The sequence below is a fragment of the Mixta theicola genome, assembly GCF_002895925.1.
Classification (GTDB): Bacteria; Pseudomonadota; Gammaproteobacteria; order Enterobacterales; family Enterobacteriaceae; genus Mixta; species Mixta theicola.
The window spans coordinates 166,219-185,283 of record NZ_NWUO01000006.1 but is presented as its reverse complement, the minus strand read 5'-3'; the positions used below and the strand labels follow the sequence as shown (position 1 = coordinate 185,283).

At 51.7% G+C, this 19,065-nt stretch carries 20 protein-coding genes; all 20 read right to left on the bottom strand.

Going from position 1 to position 19,065, the window contains the following annotated elements; all coding sequences use genetic code 11:
* Positions 1–2: 2 nt before the first annotated feature.
* Complete coding sequence (locus COO59_RS10220) at positions 3–716, bottom strand: hypothetical protein (RefSeq protein WP_103059690.1); 714 nt, start codon at positions 714–716, stop codon at positions 3–5.
* A complete protein-coding gene (locus COO59_RS10215; protein WP_103059689.1) occupies positions 703–3,240 on the bottom strand; it encodes a TcfC E-set like domain-containing protein in 2,538 nt (845 codons plus the stop codon). The genes COO59_RS10220 and COO59_RS10215 overlap by 14 nt, the downstream gene beginning before the upstream one ends.
* Before the next feature lie 16 nt (positions 3,241–3,256).
* Positions 3,257–3,772, bottom strand: coding sequence for a hypothetical protein (locus COO59_RS10210; RefSeq protein WP_103059688.1), 516 nt, complete (start codon positions 3,770–3,772; stop codon positions 3,257–3,259).
* 49 nt (positions 3,773–3,821) lie between these two features.
* Positions 3,822–4,364 (bottom strand): hypothetical protein, encoded by a 543-nt coding sequence (locus tag COO59_RS10205; protein WP_103059687.1) that lies wholly within the window; start codon positions 4,362–4,364, stop codon positions 3,822–3,824.
* A 340-nt stretch (positions 4,365–4,704) separates the two neighbouring features.
* The gene (locus COO59_RS10200; RefSeq protein WP_240614125.1) at positions 4,705–5,580 is read right to left on the bottom strand and encodes a vWA domain-containing protein; all 876 of its coding nucleotides are present in this window, start codon (positions 5,578–5,580) and stop codon (positions 4,705–4,707) included.
* A 65-nt stretch (positions 5,581–5,645) separates the two neighbouring features.
* Positions 5,646–5,948 (bottom strand): TadE/TadG family type IV pilus assembly protein, encoded by a 303-nt coding sequence (locus tag COO59_RS21250; RefSeq protein ID WP_240614124.1) that lies wholly within the window; start codon positions 5,946–5,948, stop codon positions 5,646–5,648.
* Positions 5,949–5,986: 38 nt separating this feature from the next.
* On the bottom strand, positions 5,987–6,523 hold the full coding sequence (tadF, locus tag COO59_RS10195; protein WP_240614123.1) for a tight adherence pilus pseudopilin TadF: 537 nt from the start codon (positions 6,521–6,523) through the stop codon (positions 5,987–5,989).
* Between the two features lie 13 nt (positions 6,524–6,536).
* Positions 6,537–7,040: a TadE/TadG family type IV pilus assembly protein gene (locus tag COO59_RS10190; RefSeq protein ID WP_240614122.1), complete on the bottom strand. Its 504-nt coding sequence runs from the start codon at positions 7,038–7,040 to the stop codon at positions 6,537–6,539.
* Positions 7,040–7,777, bottom strand: a complete 738-nt coding sequence (locus COO59_RS10185; protein WP_240614121.1) for a tetratricopeptide repeat protein — start codon at positions 7,775–7,777, stop codon at positions 7,040–7,042. Before COO59_RS10185 ends, COO59_RS10190 begins: the two co-directional genes overlap by 1 nt.
* Complete coding sequence (locus COO59_RS10180) at positions 7,764–8,603, bottom strand: type II secretion system F family protein (protein WP_103059685.1); 840 nt, start codon at positions 8,601–8,603, stop codon at positions 7,764–7,766. The genes COO59_RS10185 and COO59_RS10180 overlap by 14 nt, the downstream gene beginning before the upstream one ends.
* Positions 8,603–9,475, bottom strand: a complete 873-nt coding sequence (locus COO59_RS10175) for a type II secretion system F family protein (protein WP_103059684.1) — start codon at positions 9,473–9,475, stop codon at positions 8,603–8,605. Before COO59_RS10175 ends, COO59_RS10180 begins: the two co-directional genes overlap by 1 nt.
* A 3-nt stretch (positions 9,476–9,478) precedes the next feature.
* On the bottom strand, positions 9,479–10,759 hold the full coding sequence (locus COO59_RS10170) for a TadA family conjugal transfer-associated ATPase (protein WP_103059683.1): 1,281 nt from the start codon (positions 10,757–10,759) through the stop codon (positions 9,479–9,481).
* Positions 10,760–11,866 (bottom strand): CpaE/TadZ family protein, encoded by a 1,107-nt coding sequence (locus COO59_RS10165; protein WP_103059682.1) that lies wholly within the window; start codon positions 11,864–11,866, stop codon positions 10,760–10,762. It abuts the gene before it with no gap.
* Positions 11,867–11,878: 12 nt separating this feature from the next.
* Positions 11,879–12,361, bottom strand: coding sequence for a hypothetical protein (locus COO59_RS10160; RefSeq protein ID WP_103059681.1), 483 nt, complete (start codon positions 12,359–12,361; stop codon positions 11,879–11,881).
* Positions 12,358–13,737 (bottom strand): type II and III secretion system protein family protein, encoded by a 1,380-nt coding sequence (locus COO59_RS10155; RefSeq protein WP_240614120.1) that lies wholly within the window; start codon positions 13,735–13,737, stop codon positions 12,358–12,360. The genes COO59_RS10160 and COO59_RS10155 overlap by 4 nt, the downstream gene beginning before the upstream one ends.
* Complete coding sequence (locus tag COO59_RS10150) at positions 13,734–14,498, bottom strand: pilus assembly protein CpaB (protein WP_240614119.1); 765 nt, start codon at positions 14,496–14,498, stop codon at positions 13,734–13,736. The genes COO59_RS10155 and COO59_RS10150 overlap by 4 nt, the downstream gene beginning before the upstream one ends.
* A gap of 87 nt (positions 14,499–14,585) precedes the next feature.
* Entirely contained in the window at positions 14,586–15,020 is a 435-nt protein-coding gene (locus tag COO59_RS10145; RefSeq protein WP_103059679.1) for an A24 family peptidase, read from the bottom strand.
* Between the two features lie 89 nt (positions 15,021–15,109).
* On the bottom strand, positions 15,110–15,349 hold the full coding sequence (locus COO59_RS10140; RefSeq protein ID WP_103059678.1) for a Flp family type IVb pilin: 240 nt from the start codon (positions 15,347–15,349) through the stop codon (positions 15,110–15,112).
* A 159-nt stretch (positions 15,350–15,508) separates the two neighbouring features.
* On the bottom strand, positions 15,509–16,117 hold the full coding sequence (locus tag COO59_RS10135; RefSeq protein WP_240614118.1) for a winged helix-turn-helix domain-containing protein: 609 nt from the start codon (positions 16,115–16,117) through the stop codon (positions 15,509–15,511).
* 496 nt (positions 16,118–16,613) lie between these two features.
* Positions 16,614–19,061: a glycogen phosphorylase gene (gene glgP, locus COO59_RS10130; protein ID WP_103059677.1), complete on the bottom strand. Its 2,448-nt coding sequence runs from the start codon at positions 19,059–19,061 to the stop codon at positions 16,614–16,616.
* Positions 19,062–19,065: the final 4 nt, after the last annotated feature.

Here is a 19,065-nt window from a genome sequence, read left to right as displayed (position 1 = left end):
TTTTACCCCTTAAGCCGGCACTGTTCATATACCTGTAGCTTGCCTTCCAGCTCAAACGACATGCGTTGATTCACGCTCAAAGTGCGGCTGTGTTCAGGATAAACGTTAAACGGCGTTTTCCACTTGCGCCCGTCAACCACCAGATTACGCAGCTCGCTGCGCACATTACCGGTGGCGGTCAGCGCCCACTGATTATTTTTGCAGGCGATAGCGATCCCCTGCGTTTGTTTGCCGGAGGGCAGATAGCGCAGCAGCACATCATAGCCAATGGCAAAACGCACTTTGCCTTTATCCAGCGCCTGTTCCGGGTAGCTCGGCCGGATACGTAAGCGATAAACCCGCTCCCGATCGACCGGCTTTAACGGCATAATCCTTACCTTGCGCATTTCGCCATAGGGGATCACTAACCGGGTCGGTGAGAACACCAGCGTGGGATCGTCCGATCCCAGCTCTTTAATGCGTTTTTCCGTGGTATCGCCGGGGTTGGGCACGTGGAACAGCTCCAGCGTGACAAACTCATACTGCTCGGTATCCGCCGCTTTATCGTCGCCGTTCTCCGCGGCGCGAAACATCGATTTTACCGTGACGTAATTTTCCCGCGGCGTTTCTTCGCGGATCTCTTTAACCACCGGAAACACCTCAATCGCCTGGGCAACGCCGGATGCCAACATACCTACCATCCCTAACCACAACCCTGCCCGTTTACTGAATTTCACACTTACTCTCCCTGATCTGCATGATGCCCTGAGTCATCCTGACATTTTTTTCTAATAGCGGGCAGACGTAGCGCTGCCCTTCTTTTGTCACCGTTAATGACGTCAGCGGCTTATCGTTGGTATTCATCGTGAAGTCGCCGACAAACAGCCCTTCCTCATCCGAAATGGAATTGCCGCCTACTACCCTGACATGGGTCAACGGCTGACCGGCAAACCAGAGGCGGCCCGTCACGGTCTGATTTTTCGTCGCCGCCAGCTTCAGGCGATACACCTGCCCCGGCATAACCCAGACCGACGGAGCCTGAACCGACAGGTTGTAAAACGCGCCCGTTTTGCCGGTAAACACCTGCTCTGCCTTAGGCGCTATTTTTTGATAAGGCGCCATCGCCAGCGTGGTAGTTTCGCCGCCCCTGATAACCACTGGCTCGGTATTGCGGTTACGCACGTCGAAATATTGATCCGCCGGCAGTGCGCTGGCATCAACGATCAAAGCCGCGCTGTTATCCATCCGTCCCCAGACCATCTCTTTTTCGCCAACGGCAAAGCCGCTGCGTTGCGAAAAGTAAAACTGATTGTAAGGATGGTTGCCGAAAGAGCGGGTAAAGCCCGCAGCATGATACCCAAAGCGGTCATCGATAATAATTCCTGCTCCGCCATGCTTCTCACTGTTCGGTCCCTGGCTGGCGCTGGCGGTAAGCGCATATTTCCCGCCGCGATCGAAGTCAGGGCTATCCAGATTGAGGGAATAGTCGGCGCTATAGCTGTTTTTATCGCTGTCGTCGCCGTTAAGGCGCGCGCGTAAATAGAGGCTTTGATAATGGTTATAGCTGCGCTCGCGCATTCCCAGGGTGAAGTGCGCAAAAAACCGACTTTCGGTGGTGCCGTGATGAGCGTTGCGGCTTATGAATTCGTTGATGCCCTGATGAAAGCCCAGATCCACCCGCAGGTTCAGATCGTCCGGCAACGGAAAATCGCGGTTCAGGTTCACATCCCAGCTTTTAAACTGGCTTTTATGCTGGCGGCCATAATCCTGCCAGAACGTATTCAGCCCATAGCTCAGGCCAAAGCCCACGTTCCACGGCAGAAAGCTGTTTACGCCAAACTGAAGATATTCAAAGTCGTAGGCAGGCACCACGCCAAAACGGCGGAAATCCTGCGGATCACCGCGAAAACGGTTATCGCGGTAGCTCAGATTCAGGCCGAACCTGTAGAGGTTTTTCATAATACCGACCTGATAGCCGCTGCTGCCGTCGTTACCATACAGCCCGTCGGCATACAGGCGTTCGGCAAACCAGCCGTTAACCGGAATATCCATGCTGGCGTGGCTATAGAGATCGGTGTTATCCATAACTATCCCGCCACCCAGCGAGAGCGCGAAATCGGTGGTATAGCCCAACGAAGCGCCGGCAAAAGGGTGATTGTCGATTGCGTGCCAACGCTGAGCGTTGCCGCGATTAACGCGGGAGGCGATCCGCCCCTGTCGTTGATCGTAAAGGCCCAGCTGCAGCAAATACTCCAGCTCCCCGGAGCGGAATGCGCCATTGCGTTTAAAAAACGGCTGAATTTTCTCTTCCCGGCTGCCGTTAGCCAGCCGGGAAACCAGCAGCACATCATATCCACCGCTCGGCCAGCTGCGGGTGTCCAGATGCTGCAAACCGGCCGAAAACTGCTGCAGGTCGATCATCCGACCATTACGGTAAATTTCAACGCTCCCGGCCTGCGGCAAATAGACCGTAACCGGTGAGGCGGCGCCAGTGCCAGGGTTAAGATAGTTACTGGTGATATAGCCCAGCGAAACGCCGTCAAAACTCATCGGCGTAAAAAAGCTGTAGGTCAGGGAAGGCGTGCTGTCGACCAGGTTATCGCCCAGCCGCTGCCGTCCCGCTTTAAAACGGGTATGGCGGCTTTCCAGGTAGAGCGCCAGCTCATCGAGCGTAAAATCAATATCGGCAGAGTAACTCCAGGCGCCTTTCAGATAGCTGTTGCCGGTGAGGTTCAGCGTCTCGTTAGCCGCCAGGCTCAGGCTGCTGTTATAGCTGTCCGCCAGATAGTTCAGATTATGGCTATGAACCAGCCCGGCCTGGTTACGATAAGAGATATATTGCCGATCGTAACGCGTGTCCGCGCTCAGAAACAGTGAGGCCGGGAAAATCAGGCGCAGCGAAGCATCAGACTCATTCAGGCTGGCCACAATCTCCCGATCGGCAAAACCCTGTTGATTTACCCGCCTGAGCGGCTCGGACAGTTTTTGCCGCAGCGCCTGCGCGGATAAGGTCAGCGGCGGCATATCCGCGGCGGTAATTTGCTCTACCACCACGCCGGGCGACAGCAGCAAAACCTCCTGCCGATCATATTCCACCGCCACCGAACCAAGAGATATATCGCCATAAATAAGATCAACCACGCCGTCCTGCCTGGCGTTAAATATATCTTCAAAACCCGCAGGGAGCGGGATAGCGGCAGCCGGAAACGGTGCGATAAAAGCGCCCAGCGCGACCATAATAATAGTTATATTCCGATTCATTATTCCCAGGCTTTGTTTAAATGACCGGCGTAATAATCAACGTAAAAACGTTGGCATAACGACCTTGAGCGTAATGACTGGCCAAATATTCGGAGACGAAGCGCACCTTCGCGCCACTGTCATGGCTTTTCTGCGCAATATCTTTTAACACTGGCATCCGTAAATTTTGCGTCGCGCTGCTTTCCGCATTGTTAAAAATAAAATGACCGTTTAGAGAAATCGTGGCGCTGCTGTTATCCGCCTGCGACAGTACAAAGTTATTTTCAGTAAAAACGATATCCGCCTGATCGACGTTGCCGACCAAATAAAAAAACAATGAGGTTTGTTCAAACCGGCGAGATATATCGTTAACCCGCAGGGGGAAATCAATATTATTATCGTTTAGCGGCTTTCCATCATAATAAAGCGCCACTCTGGCAACTGACTCCGCCGAAACATCCAGCGCGACCTGTGCGTTATGAATGCAGAATGCGGCCTGGCTCCATAGCAGCATCGCCGCGCCCAGCCCGACAGTATAATTATCAGTTTTCATATATTAACGGGGCCGCCTTCAGGCCGCCCCCGATCCGCGTTAAGGATAATTAAGGTTTAACCACGACGTTGGCATAAACCACGCCGGTGTATAAGCCGTGGCCCAGCGCATCATAATTTTTGTCAGAGACGAATTTAAACACTATCGGCAGTTCGCCATGCGTGCCGTTAGCGCCCAGCGTATAGTTTTTCGTGTCGCCGGAAGCGGAGAACACCTGCGAACCCGTGTTGGTAAAGGTGCTGATTTTATAGTTCATCTCATCAAGCTTGCCGCCCTGGGTGCTGTACAGCCTGAAGGCGTCGCCGGTTGCCGCCTGGCTGTCATCCAGCGTCAGGAGAACCTCCAGCTTTTCCACATCGTTATTCCACAGCTTCAGCGCACTGGTTTCCGCTTCCATTTTTCCAGAGGCGGCGGGGGTCATGGTAATATCCATGTCGGTAATCGGACGGCCGCTGGGATCGGTGATTTTTGCGCTGTCCGGTACGTTGGCGCTAACGTTGAATTTGGTATCATAGCTAACCGGCGTTGCTGCCAACGCAGAAGCGGACAGCGCCAGGCCGGTCATTGCAGATAAAATAAATTTAGTTTTCATTGAAATAAAATCTCTGTTTATAAATAGAGTTATTACGCGCTAACCGCAGACAATAGCAGTTGAGAATAGCTATTCATTAGATTAGCTTTTTTACTAACGCCCCTGACTCTTACTTTTCAGACAGTACAATCCTGGACGATAAGTTAAAAGACAGCGCGGCCATTTAACGTCACTGAACGGTATTTAAAGGCTACGCACTTAGCGATAAAAAATCCTGAGCGCCTTCTTTTTTACTCTTATAAATTTCACCTCACAATTAATCAGATAGCTAAAGCCCTACCGTTAATAGTCAAAATTAACAGCCAACACATTAACCTTAATCTTAATCTTAATCTTAATCTTAATCTTTAACCACATTGTGACCGACTTCTTCAAACACGGCCCGTTGCAAATCTCTTTCAAGCTCATAAATATTACGCGGCAAATAAAAGTTCTTTTCGCCAACGCAGCGTCTCCAGTTATAGGTAGGCGCGTAATTAATACCGATAAATGAAATTTTGCCGACGGCCTCTTTCGTACTCAATACATCACGTATTTTATCGCACATACCGGCCTCAATCAGACGCGGGGTAATACTAATGCCTGCCGGATCGTCAATTCCGTCTGAAATAATGATCATAATTTTACGCGGCGCGGTGCCTGCCGTCAGATACGGTACGCCAAGTAACACGCCGGAGCTTACCAGCGTCCCGCCATCTGCGGTCATCCCCTGAATTTGTCTGATTTGCGCCATGCTGCTGGTTAAAGGAACGGCCCATGAATAGCTTTCCCGCAGGCAGTAATCCTTCTTTACATAGCTGAGCGGTATAGCAAACTGGTTAATTTTTTTCGGGATCGCCGCGATGGTGGCGGCAATATCCACATACTGCTCAAAAACCCGGGCAGGTTGGGTCAGCAGATTAACGGGGACGGGACGATTAGCGACAAACGGGAAGTCGCACATGTTGCCGGATTTGCTGCCCCAGCCAAAAGGGACAAAGCCCACCTTGTTGCCAATATTGTAGGCGAACAGTTCTTCGGAAAGCTTTAACACGATGCGCTTAAGCTCAACCAGCTTGGTTTGATAACCCAGCTGAAAATTCATCGAGCCGGAAAAATCGACTACGAACATTACGTCCATATTCGAACGTAGCTTGCGGGCCGCCCCGTTTTCACCAATCGCGACCTCTTTGTCAAAGCTTGGGAAGAGCGAACTTGAAAACCACGAATCGTGCACGGTGTGGCCGCTGACCCGGTACTCAACGTAGGTAAGCAACGAGTTATTGGCAACAACGCCGCTGTTTACCGTGATTTCGGCGTAATTACCCGCTTCTCATTCCGCATCCAGGCGCGAAAATAATCGCTGGCCAGCGTGTAATTACGCGCCGCGCCCGCGCCGTTATCTTCTGCGGTTAGCGCCAGCGCCGCCTGCTCCATCGCATCCGATAACCTGGCGCGCTCGGTAATATAGCGCGAGCCTTCCAGCCCGAAGGCGGCCAGCGACATAAGTAAAGTCGATAACATGACAAAGCTAATGGCAAAAGCGCCGCGCCGATCGGCGCCAAAGCGTTTCAGCGCCGCAATTAATTTTTTATACCCAGACATAACCGTTCCTTGTTATGTAATCCTGTCCGTAACCTGTTTCATCGCACCATAACGATGGCATAAGAAGAGAGCACCGGCCTTTGCTCGCGCGAGGTTAACCGGGTGAACCAGCTGAGGTTCGGCAAACATACCGTAACCTGATACAGCGGTACCCAGCGGCCATAGCTTCCCCTGGGCGTCAGCTGCGTCAGCTGGTTTAACGGCTGCGGCGGCGTACACTGCCTGGCGCTGCCGCTTTGCCAGCTGCGATAACGCTTCACCCGCTTACTCTGGTCATTCAGACGTAACGGATCTTCAAAATGCAGCTCTTCTACCGTTAACTGCAGCCCGGACAGATCAATATTCGTATGCATATCTTTTAGCATCCGCGCCGCCAGCTGGGCCGCCAGATCCACATCCTGCTGAGTAAGCGTTTCGCGCGCGTCAAAAAGCTCAATACGTTCGCGCAGTATGCCCGCAACGGAATAAGAAACGCGATCCAGCTTGCCCGTAGTTGCCTGGCGCAGGATCAGATCGGCCAGAAAAATAATAAAAAAGATCAGCACCAGAGAAACCAGCACGAACTCCACCGACACGGCAGCGCGCCGATCAGTGCATAAATTTGGAACGTTCATATTCCTGAACAAAAATCACCTCCCGATTCAAAAAGTTATTTGCCCAGACGTCAGGGAGAAAGAAAAACATAGGATGGTAACGGTATTGCAGCTGATAGCGCGCCAGCGGCCGGAAGTGGTGATCGGCCGTGCTGCCGCCGTGATTGATCATTTCATTAATCGACGCGGCATAGGCGATATTGATCGTGACGGCATCGGCGCGGGTAAGGAAAGTCCACAGGCTGCCGCCCCGCTGAAACAGCCGTTGTTCAAAGCGGCTACGGTAGTCGCCGCTCTGGCTTGACGAGCTATTTTTCGCCTCTTTGGCCGCCTCGGAGACCGCCAAATCAATGATTGAGGAAACGTAGGCCAGCCGCGAGATTTCCGCAACAAACAGCACCAGCATCAAAAAAACGATTACCGTAAAGGCAAATTCAACCGTGACCGAGCCGCGCTGGCGAGCCAGTAAACCCCGGCGCGATAATTTCTCCATTACCATCAGCCTCTCTCCTGCGCGTCAGGCGCAATACGGGCCAGAGCATCGATCAATACATCGGGCCGATCGGACAGATTTTCGCTTGCAATAATATCGCGCGCGTAACGATGATTGCCGACCTTAACCAGCGACAGCACCAGGTTATGCAGCAGGGGCTTCTGCTTTTTACCGTGCAGATACTGCGGCAGCAGCAGCCCCACTACCTCCTGATAGCGTTGCTCCATCATGGCGATGACCGCCAGGTTATTCAGCGCGATCTCATCGTCAATAAACAGCGTGCGGGATTGCTTAATCGCCTGCTGGCCTTCATCCTGCCGACCGGAGAGCGCCAGCGCGATGCCGCGTAGGTTCCATGCCTCGGCATTTTTCGGCGCGCGCTGCATCATTTTGTCGGTTACCTGCAGCGCCTGGACGTAATCTCCCAGCGCAATCCTGTTTCGCGCCTGCAGGGAATAAATTTCCATATCCGGCTGGTTATACAGCGGCTGCAAATAATCAAGCGACGATTTATAATCGCCGGTCTGATAATAATATTGCGCCAGCTTTAACCTGACCTGTGGGTCCTCTTTATGCTTAAGCTGGCTACGATACAGCGCAATCAGGCCGCTGTGGTTGTTCGCCTTGCGCAAAATATCTTCCTGATAGTCAACAGCACTATTATTTTTCAGCGGGCGATCGGCACACGCCGATAATAAGAGCGTACAGGCAACCAGCAGAGAAGCCCGATTAAAAAATCGCATTTTTCATAACCCTCAGAATGCCAGGCGCGGCAATTAAAATCGTAATGGGAAACATAATAAAAATAATTAATGGCACGCTCATTTTGGCGGAAAGTTTACCGATCCTCTCCTCGGCTTCGAGCAGCTGTAATTCACGAATATCTTTCGAGAGTTCCATCAGGGTGTCATACAGCGAGGTGCCGTAATGCACGCTCTGTTGCAGCGTGGCGCAGAACATGCGGATTTCCGTCATATCCATCGCGCGATACAGTTCTAACAGCGACTCTTCCAGCCCGCTCACCTCCGCCCGTTTAATCAAATGGCGCATAATACTGGCCAGGTTTTTATCGAGATTGTCGGCGCGTTCGGCCACAAATTTCAGCGCGTTTTCCACGGTCAGGCCCGCCTGTACGCAAACGGCAACCAAATCAATAAAGTAAGGCAAGGCGTCCATTATTTTTTTGATATGCCCCGTCATCGCCATACGGATAAGCAGTGCCGGCAGGATAATCACCACCACCATGACCAGCAGCAGGCTTACAGCCAGCCCCTTTACGCTAACGGTGAAGATGCCGAAGGTACTAACCGCCAATATTAATGCGCCCATCGCGCCGCAGATACGTAGCTTCATCGACAGGCTGTCATCCAGCCGCTGTAAAAAGCTCAGCCACTGGCTATTAGCGATAATCAACGCGTGATAATCCTGCAGCGTCTGCGTTTTCTGCCGCTGGATTTCATTTCCCGGTTCAATCACCTTGCGCCGCTGTTTTAACCGCCATTGCTGACGCAGCGCCAGACAGGAGATCAGCGCGCCCAGCAGCAGAATAATTAAGAAAACTGCAGTCATTACAGCGCCCTTCTCAACAGGAACCAAATAATAGCCATGCCGATAGACTCACTGGCGATAACGTAATAGAGAATGTACTGGCCCGTTGAGTCGTGGATAATGAAGTCAAAATTTTCCGGGCTAAAATACTTCATGCCGCAGAAAAACAGCAGCGGGATCGCCGCGACGATTTTGGCCGACGCGCGGGCCTCAGAGGTCATCGCCGCTTTCCGACGCGCGATGTTTTTACTGTTGGAAATAATGCGCGACAGGCGTCCCACCAGCGTGCGTAGCTGTCCGCCATGCTGCAGGCTGACCAGCATCACCACCACGAAAAAGTAAAACTCGCGGTAGCGGTAATCCTGCCAGGCATCGTTAAATACCCGCTCTGGCTCCTCGCCAAGGTTAAGCCGCCTGTCGATGCGGTGAAATACCTGCCCCAGCTCGCCCTCTACGCCCTCGCCGCAGCGGTGCAGCGCCTGGTGAATACTGTTACCGGCCGATACTGCCGCATTCACTACCGACAAAACCTCAGGAAAGCGATCCTCAAAATAGCGCCGACGCAGGATGCGTCCGATGCGGATCTGACCGATAAAGGCCGTCAGCAGCACGGCGGGAATAAACGCCAGCAGGCTAATGTTGAACCAGTTGGCATTAAGAAACAGCAGCAGGACGATAACCATTACCGTCAGCAGCGCGCTTTTCATGCCTTTCATACTGCGATCGCCTAACGCATAGCTCTGCCACTCACGTCCCAGCGAAAGCAGCCAGGCCAGCGGTGGAAATTGCCGCCGCGAAGGCGCGGCAAAAGCAATGGCGCGCGTCAGTTTTTTCCATTGAAAATAATTCAGTAAAAAAATAGCGCCGCCAATAAACAGGACCCAATAAGACATGGCTTACTCCATACCGAATATTTTTTTTAATTCATTGCTCAGATCGAACATCACGGCGTTATGCATAACGGCAGAGCGCATCAGCAATCCGTGATTAATAAATTCGCCCTGAATTTTGCCCTGCTCATCCCTTTCCGAGCGGCTCTGAAATGAGAAAATATCCTGCAGAGTGACCCGATCGCCTTCGATTCCCATCACCTCGCTAATATTCATTATTTTGCGGGAACCATCGTTGAGGCGTGAAATCTGGATAACGATATTTATTGCCGAGACGATATTGCGCCGGATCGATTCCATCGGAATATTCATTCCGGCCATAATCACCATATTTTCCAGACGCGAAATAGCGTCGCGCGGGCTGTTGGCGTGCAGCGTGGACATTGAACCGTCGTGGCCGGTATTCATCGCCTGCAGCATTTCAAACGACTCTTCGCCACGGCACTCGCCGACGATGATGCGATCCGGCCGCATCCTGAGCGAGTTGATCAGCAGCGCGCGCATAGTAACCAGCCCGGTATTTTCCACGCCGGCCAGCCGGGTTTCCATACGCAAAACGTGGGGCTGCATCAGCCGCAGTTCAGCGGCATCTTCCATAGTGATAATGCGCTCGCTGGGATCGATATATTTCGATAGCGCATTCAGCAGCGTGGTTTTTCCCGATCCGGTGCCGCCGGAAATAATAATATTCAGGCGGCAGCGGGCGGCGATAATCAGAAAGTTGGCCATCTGGCTGCTCATCGCCCCCAGCCGGACTAAATCTGCCAGTTCAAGATTGCTTTTACCGAATTTACGGATAGAGATTGAGGTGCCATCCAGCGTGATAGGCGGGATCGCCACGTTGAGGCGGCTGCCATCCGCCAGGCGGGCATCCACCAGCGGCTGCCCTTCATCCAGACGACGACCCACCCGCTGCACAAGGCGTTTGGCAATATCGGTTAGCTGGGTATTATTAATAAAGCGGCATCCGGATAGCTCCAGCTTGCCGAAGCGCTCGACGTAGATCTGGCTGGGGCCATTCACCAGAATATCGCTAACGGTAGGATCTTCCATCAGCGGACGCAGGGGGCCAAGCCCCATCAGTTCATCCGTCATCATTTCCGCCATCGTGTGGCGAGACTGACCGTCAAGATAGATATTCTGCTGTTCGATAACGCTTTCCAGCAGCCGGTTCATCTCCCGCAGCAGCTCGGTGCGATCCTCGATCAGATGCTCGACTTTACTGATTTCAATATTTTTCAGAACGCCGTCGCGCAGCGCTTCCTGTAGCTCAATGCTAATTTCCATTTAGCCCTCCTCTCTTTTTCCCGTCAGCCTTTGCACCAGAGACGTTTTAACCGGCGTCGATTCGCCTAATACCTTTTGCGCCAGCGTTTCAAGCGGCGAACGTTGACGCCGCAATGCGGGAAAATAAGTAACGGTTCGCTCTTTATGGTAGGGAAAAATCACATCCAGCTGGCGGCCCAGCAGCGCCTGTAAATCTTCCAGGCTGAGCATTTCGCTGGTTACCGGCCTGCTATCGTTCAGGCACAGCAGAACGCGTCGCGGCGTTGACTGCGAACGGTTGATCGCGTCAATCATCTCGATCAGGCTGCATACCCTCCGCACCGACGACATCGACCGATCCATCGTCAGGATCAGGCAGGAGGTCCGCTCAACGATCTGACGCATCTGCTCTTTATCCGCCGCGTTGATCGACTCTTCAAAAACTACGAAGTTATATTTTTCAAAGGCCTCCTGCTGGATCGGCGGAAAATGCGTCTCTTCCCAGCCCATCGCGTCCAGGTGCTTATTGACCGCGACAACGTTACGGCTCAGTTTTTTGCCGATAACCAGGTCGAGATCGCGCGAACCTGCCCGTCCCTGAATAAACAGCGTGGGCATTTGCCGTTGATTTACCAGCCGATTCGCCAGCTGCCAGGCCAGCGTGGTGTTGCCTATTCCCCCTTTACAGCCCAGCACGCTGACGCTGACCGCCCAGCGACGGGCTTTCGCGGTAGCTCCGCTGGCCGCCGCCTGCATCATCTCGTCGTTTTGTGCTTTAAGATAAAAGTAAGCTATTCCGTGACGGGCGAAGCTCTGTGCCAGCGTAATCGAATCGCTGTCGCCGGTTACGCAGCACCAGATATTACGCGGCACCAGCGCCTGAATCACCGGTACGATCTCTTCAACCTGCGTCTGGGCGCCGATATCAATAATCATGCCCCCGGCCTGGGGCGAAAGCGTTAAATTACGCACCTGCCCCAGCGACTGATGAACTTTCTCAACCTGACTAAACCCGGCCAGCCGCAATAGCTGGCTTAGCTGCTCATTAACGTCTTCACGGGCAGAGAGCACATAAAAAGTCATCTCCTTAAAAGAGGCTTTTTCTTCCTTCTGCAGAAATAACAGCATCTGCGCCGATCCTTAATAATTGTTTTTATGGGGATTGATAAGCGAGGAGCTGAGCATGTTATTCAGCGCGCACCCTTGATCATCGTGAAGATTGAAACGATAGTTTTGCGTGGCATAGCGGCAGGGCGACAGGCGCCGCGCCGGTTGTTTGATGCGCACCAGCAGCCCGACCGGAGGCTGACGATCCGCGCCGCTCTCCTGGATTAACATGATGCGCTGTAGCGAAATGCCGTTGCTCACCAGCCGCTGACGCAGCCGCTGCGCGCCTGAGGAATAAGCCTCGTCAAACCAGACCAGCTGTATATAACCGGTAAATTCCGGCCCGGTCTGCGCCACTATCCGGTCGGCAACCTGCTTTATCGCCATGCGATCCTGCAGGCTGAATTCCAGCCGCTGCTCTTGCATTTGCGGCAGGCCCGCTGCGGCTTGCGTAGCCGATGGCAATATCGGTCCCAGACAAAACAGCCCGATTAACAGGCAACGCGGCAAGCTCATTTAATGAATCCTCCCTGTTCAACAAACTCCCGTGCCATTTGGCGCGAGCGCTGGTTATCGATAGCGTCGAAATTGAGAAAGCGGGCCCAGGTAGAGGTGCGCTGAAAGTCCGGCAACATCACCTGATGGCTGCCGATCGGCTTCACCAGGCTGACCGTCGCCACCACCATCAGCTCGCTTCGGACGCGCTCGGTGCTGGTGTTGCGAAATAGCGCGCCTAACACGGGCACATCGCCAATAAAGGGCAGCTTAGCGAGCTCTTCACGCTCGTTGTTGCTGATCAGGCCGCCCAGCAGGAAGCTGTCGCCGTCGGCCAGTTCTACCGTGGTGCGCGCCCGGCGCGTCTGGAAAGTGGGGAAACTTTGCCCGGCGCTGGTGGTATAGGTGCTGCTGATGCTGCTCACCTCTTCGCCCAGCGTAACGCGGATGCGTTTATTGCTGTTTACCCGCGCGCCGACATTAAGCTTGATGCCGAAATCTTTGTACTGCACGCTGATGCCGTTGTTAGAAGAGCTCACTACCGGCACCTCGCCGCCCACCAAAAACTCGGCGGTTTCACCAGAAATCACTGATAAATTGGGCTCGGCCAGCACGCGGGCCACGGTATCGTTGCTGATGGCGTGGACCAGACTAACCAGCTTATCGGCGTTAAATTTTACAAAGGAGAAGGAGCCGGGCAGACCGTCAGCGTTGCCCCAGTCAATTCCCACGTTATCGGTAAAGGATTTTGTCACCTCCACTACCGTGAGTTTGACGTTGACCTGATTGGTGGCCGGAATCTGCAGCTGATTGATAACGTTCGGATAGCTCACCTCATTCAGCCAGCTGGTGCCGCTATCCTGACCACCGCCTGCGTCGGCGTTGCCAACTGCCGCCGGTGATTTATTCGTGACTGTCCGGCTGGCGCCAATGCCTTCCCCCACTATCCGATAGATTTTTTCACGATCTTCTTCGTTAGCGGCGGTGCCGTTAATCACATAACTTTTACCCAGCCTGGTAATGGATACCTCGCTGTCCGGCACCAGCCGGGAAATCTGTTTCTGTACCGCGCTCAGCAGCGGATCGATAACCAGCGTGACCTTGATCAGTTGATTGCCGCTGTTATCAAACACCAGCAGATCGGTGCGTCCTGACGCTTTGGCATAAACCATTACGCCGTGTTCACCGATCAGTTCATAATCCGCCACCTCCGCAGAGGAAATAAATACGGTGTCGATATTATCCTGTACCTTGACGACATGGGTATCGCCCGGCTCCATATAGATTTCCCGCGCCTGAGAGCAAAACGTCAGCAGCAGCCCGACGGTCGCCAGCAATAACCGCACCGCAGTTATTTTTGCGGGCAGAAATAAAGTTAAACCTGCAGGGTAATTCACTTCCCACCTCTTAATTCTTTTACTACGCGGAATTGCTTTAATACCTCATCCATACTGAGTTTTTTGTAGCTCTCTTTATCGCCATCCGCCGGGAACAGCAGAACTTCTCCGGCCTTCTCCACTACACGCAGCTCAGCAAGCTGCTCGCGACTGATGCGCAAAACAACGCTGCCTACCGTTTCATCGTGGCTATAGCCGCCTCTTTCCTCCTGATTTTTACCTTTTTTAATCTCAATAACGCTTAACGGACCGGAAATACGACTGATAACATATTTCTGTATATTTTTATTCAGAGCGGAGCCGGTTTCCGACGCGACAGCCGCGCTGCTTAGCTGTCCTTTTTCATTTTCAACCAGGCGAAGATAAAGAGACACTTTATCGCCAACGGATAAGCTCGTGAGCAGGCTTTCATCCTGGGTTCGAACCCGATAATCATAAGGAATCTCATTCTCTTTCAGGCTGTGTAATATAAATGTCTCGCTGTTCGGCGCCTCTACCATATCCGGCAAAATAGCGCTATTTTTCGGCAAATTATGCAGAATAAGATAGCCATTAAGGTTATTGGTACCTAACGGAGAAATATTTCGAATATCCTGAATTTCTTCATCAATTTCGATAGCCCTTATTTGATAATCTTTCTCACTTAAAATATCGTGAGTTTTAATCTCTCTTAGCGTTTCGGCTATCACGATAACCTTCTTTTTTCCTTGCTGATGAACAACCGGTGCATTTTCATCCGTGGAAAACTGTTTTTTTTGCATAAAAATGCCGGTAAGCCCGACAGCAATAATGATTATTGAGAGGAAAAAAAGTATTTTATGATTCATTCAATCGTCCTAATCGAATTATCAGAAATCGTGGTGACAGGGAATAAGGAAAATAAAGGCAAGTGAAATAGCCACGCCATAGGGAACCCCGTGCTCACGGATCTGCCGCCGAAAAAAAATCAGACCAAATAAGACTATCGCGCCGCCAATAAAGGCGGTAAGTAATAAAAAATCCGTAAGCATTTTTTCAGGCATAAAAAGCGCAAGGAGCGCCATCAGCTTTACATCGCCACCGCCAATAACCCTGACATAAAAAAGAACAAAGCCAATAATAAAAATCAAAATCGCTGCGAAAAAATTTAACTGCCAGTTTGGCAAAAATAATAAAGGAAGCAGGCAAAAAAACAAACAAAGCAGGCTACGATGAGTAATCGTCCGTAACAGGATGTCCTGCCATGCTATAAACAGCAGTACAAGCATTATAATAATAAAATTAACATCGAACAGCCAAAGCATGTCTGTGACTCTTATAGATCATTATTACAATAGATAAAAACTGCGAGAATACCGTTGGGTATTCTCGCAGCAGTATCAGCGCAGGTGAATTATGATCCCTTGCTCGCTCCAAGGGTAACGCCGGTAATCGCGTCAGAAATCGCCGTAAAGGTTTTATTCAGCGCGCCGAGGAAACCAGAGTCCTGATTGCCCAGGATTAAGGCCAGCAGCGTTGCCATTGCAACGGCAATCAACGCATATTCAATAGCGGTAACGCCACGGCTATCTTTACCAAACTCAGCCATACGAAGACGGGTTGCAACATAGCATTTGATCATTAAATTGTTCATCTATTTTCCATACAATAACTAAAATTTTTAGAGGGTATTGTCATTAGCCTACCTGCTGGTAGGAGACGCAATAATTAAAGCACCTCAACGTCTCTGGAGTCCTCAATGAAATCCTATTGTTTCTTATAAACTATCAACGTAAAATTAATTACCGTCACTTTAAAAAAACAGGTAAATAATCGCGACAAATAACGTAGTAAGCCAGCATACCGCCAGCACGGCCAGAATAGAGATAAGCAGGTTCCAGCGCTTACTGTGAAACAACTCATTATGCGGCGCGCTTTTCCGCGCTCCCTGCGGCCCGCTCCCGGCAGGCTTTAACTCATAATTAATCTTAAGCGACTCCTGCGGCAGACAATTCTCCCCATCCACCGTTTGCGCATTGCACATTTCTACTTCAAGATCAGGGTCGGCCTTTATCTTCCCGACCTTCCCCATATATTTTACGCCCTTGCGCGGAATCGTTTTGATGAGCGAACTGGATAGCCCGACCAGCTCGAATGCTTTGCGCAGCATATATATTTGGCCGTAATAGCTACTATCGCTTACCGACCCACGCTGTTCATGCCATACCTGATTAATAATGTTTTGCTTATCCGTTTCACCGTTCAGTAACAGTAATAAGAAGCGGTAGTTATTTTCAGACAGGCTGATAACCGTACCGGTTTGATTGATAATGCATCTTTTTCCGGGTAAAAATTGTATTCCGTCATTCAGGATAAAACTAAGTTCATCATTATCCATGACGTTATCACAGGCTTCTTCCATTTGCCTCAAGCTCCAGTGACCCTTTATATAGCGTTTTGCATCTCTTTCAGGATGCCTCTGTTATAACCTTATATATGATTATATAATTTTTCGCGCAGCACAACCTTTCGCCTGCCGCTGATTGTTAAAGCATAAAAAATCTTATTTTAATTAAGTTAGTTTGATAAAACCTTATTCACATAAACCCCCTCCTCCTTTACTGGCCTGATAAAAGCTTAAAAAAACACGCTAAATGTTAATAATTCTTATAAAAACCCGCTAAAAAACGCCCGCTGTAATTTCACTCAAATAAAATTAACCCAGCCTGCTCCGGGTGAAAGCCAGAATAAATAACTTTTCTACGCCATTAGGTTAACGCTTAAGCACCATTTTCCGGCTTAAGTCGGCCAGACTAAACGTTAAGGAAGGTTGCCCGGTAAGCAGGCGTTTGGGCGGTGAGATCGGGCGAGGAGAAATAGCCGGCCCGGCGATAAAAGCCGGGCCGCTAAAGGTTACTCTACAGTCGGATCGGTGAAATATGCCAAATCTCGTCAGCGTATTCCTGGATGGTACGGTCTGAAGAAAAATATCCCATATTGGCGATATTCAGCGCCGCACGTCGCTGCCACTCTTCCGGCTGACGATACAGCTCATCGACTTTATCCTGCGTATCTACGTAGCTGCGATAGTCAGCCAGCAGCTGATAATGATCGCCCAGCCCAATCAGCGAGTCGTAGATGTTGTGATAGCGTCCCGGCTCCTGCGGGCTGAACACGCCGGTGGCAATCTGCGTCAGCGCCTGGCGCAGCTCTTCATCCTCTTCATAATACTGTCGCGGGTTGTACCCTTCGCGCCGCAGCTTTTCCACCCGATCGGCAGTATTGCCGAAGATAAAGATGTTCTCTTTCCCTACGTGTTCAAGCATTTCGACGTTCGCGCCATCCAGCGTGCCGATGGTTAACGCGCCGTTGACGGCAAACTTCATGTTGCTGGTGCCGGATGCTTCGGTGCCTGCCAGCGAGATCTGTTCGGAGAGGTCGGCGGCCGGGATAATAATTTGCGCCAGGCTTACGCTGTAGTTGGGAATAAAGACCACCTTTAGCTTATTTTTCACCTGCGGATCGTTATTAATCACCTGCGCCACATCATTAATTAAATGAATAATATGCTTCGCCATATAGTAGGCGGAGGCCGCCTTACCGGCGAAAATATTCACGCGCGGCACCCAGCTGGCGTTCGGATCGGCCTTAATGCGGTTATAACGCGTGATCACATGCAGCACGTTCATCAGCTGACGCTTATATTCATGGATACGCTTAATTTGCACATCAAACAGCGCGTTAGGATCGAGCACAATATCCATGTTTTTCGCCACCCAGGCCGCCAAACGCTTTTTATTCTCCAGCTTGGCATCGGCGATTTTTTCAATAAAGGCGGGGAAATCGATTTGCGGCTTGATCTCCTCCAGCTGGCTAAGATCGGTGCGCCAGTGCCGTCCAATGCTCTCATCCAGCACTTCAGAGAGCGCCGGATTAGCCAGCGCCAGCCAACGGCGTGGGGTAATGCCGTTGGTTTTATTGCAGAAGCGTCCTGGAAACAGTCGGGCAAAATCGGCAAACAGCGACTGTACCATCAGATTAGAGTGCAGTTCCGATACGCCATTAACCTTGTGGCTGACCACCACCGCCAGCCAGGCCATACGCACCTGACGACCGTTATTTTCATCAATGATCGAAATACGCGACAGCAGTTCCCATTCGTCCGGATAGTGCTCCTGAATGGTACGCAGGAAGTAGTCGTTAATTTCAAAGATGATTTGCAGATGGCGCGGCAGAATCTTGCCGATCATATCCACCGACCAGGTCTCCAGCGCCTCGCTCATTAAGGTGTGGTTGGTATAGGAAAAGACCTGACATACCACTTCAAACGCATCGTCCCAGCTGAACTTATGCTCATCAACCAGCAAGCGCATCAGCTCCGGGATCGCCAGCACCGGGTGGGTATCGTTCAGATGGATAGCGATTTTGTCGGCGAGATTGTCAAAGGTCTGATGCATCTCCCAGTGACGGTTAAGAATATCCTGCACCGTCGCCGAAACGAGGAAATACTCCTGGCGCAGACGCAGCTCGCGGCCAGAGTAGGTAGAATCATCCGGGTAGAGCACGCGCGATACGTTTTCCGAATGGTTTTTATCTTCTACCGCAGCAAAGTAGTCGCCCTGGTTAAACTTCCCCAGGTTGATCTCATTACTGGCCTGCGCGCTCCACAGCCGCAGCGTGTTGGTGGCGTCGGTATCAAAGCCGGGAATAATCTGGTCATAGGCCATCGCCTGCACTTCTTCGGTTTCCAGCCAGCGCACCTTTGCGCCTTCATGCTGTAAACGTCCTCCGAAGCGGACTTTGTAGCGGGTGTTATAACGCTGAAACTCCCACGGGTTGCCATACTCCAGCCAGTAGTCCGGCGACTCCGCCTGGCGTCCATCCACGATGTTCTGCTTAAACATGCCGTAATCGTAACGGATGCCATAGCCGTGCCCCGGCAGCCCTAAAGTTGCCAGCGAATCAAGGAAACAGGCCGCCAGGCGCCCTAAACCCCCATTACCCAGCCCCGGATCGTTCTCTTCTTCAACCAGCTCCTCCAGATCCAGCCCCATCTCCTCCAGCGCGGTGCTGAGATCCTCATAGATCCCCATCGCCAGCAGCGCATTGGACAGGGTGCGGCCCATCAGGAACTCCATCGACAGGTAATAAACCTGGCGCACATCCTGCGAAAGCTGGGCGCGGCTGGAGCGCAGCCAGCGCTCCACCATGCGGTCGCGCACCGCCAACAGCGAGGCGTTCAGCCATTCGTGTTTATTGGCGGCGGATGGATCTTTACCCAGCGTGAACATCAGCTTATAGGCAATAGAGTGCTTTAACGCTTCAACCGTTAGCGTAGGTGAGGCATAGGTAAAAGGTGCGTTCATAGCA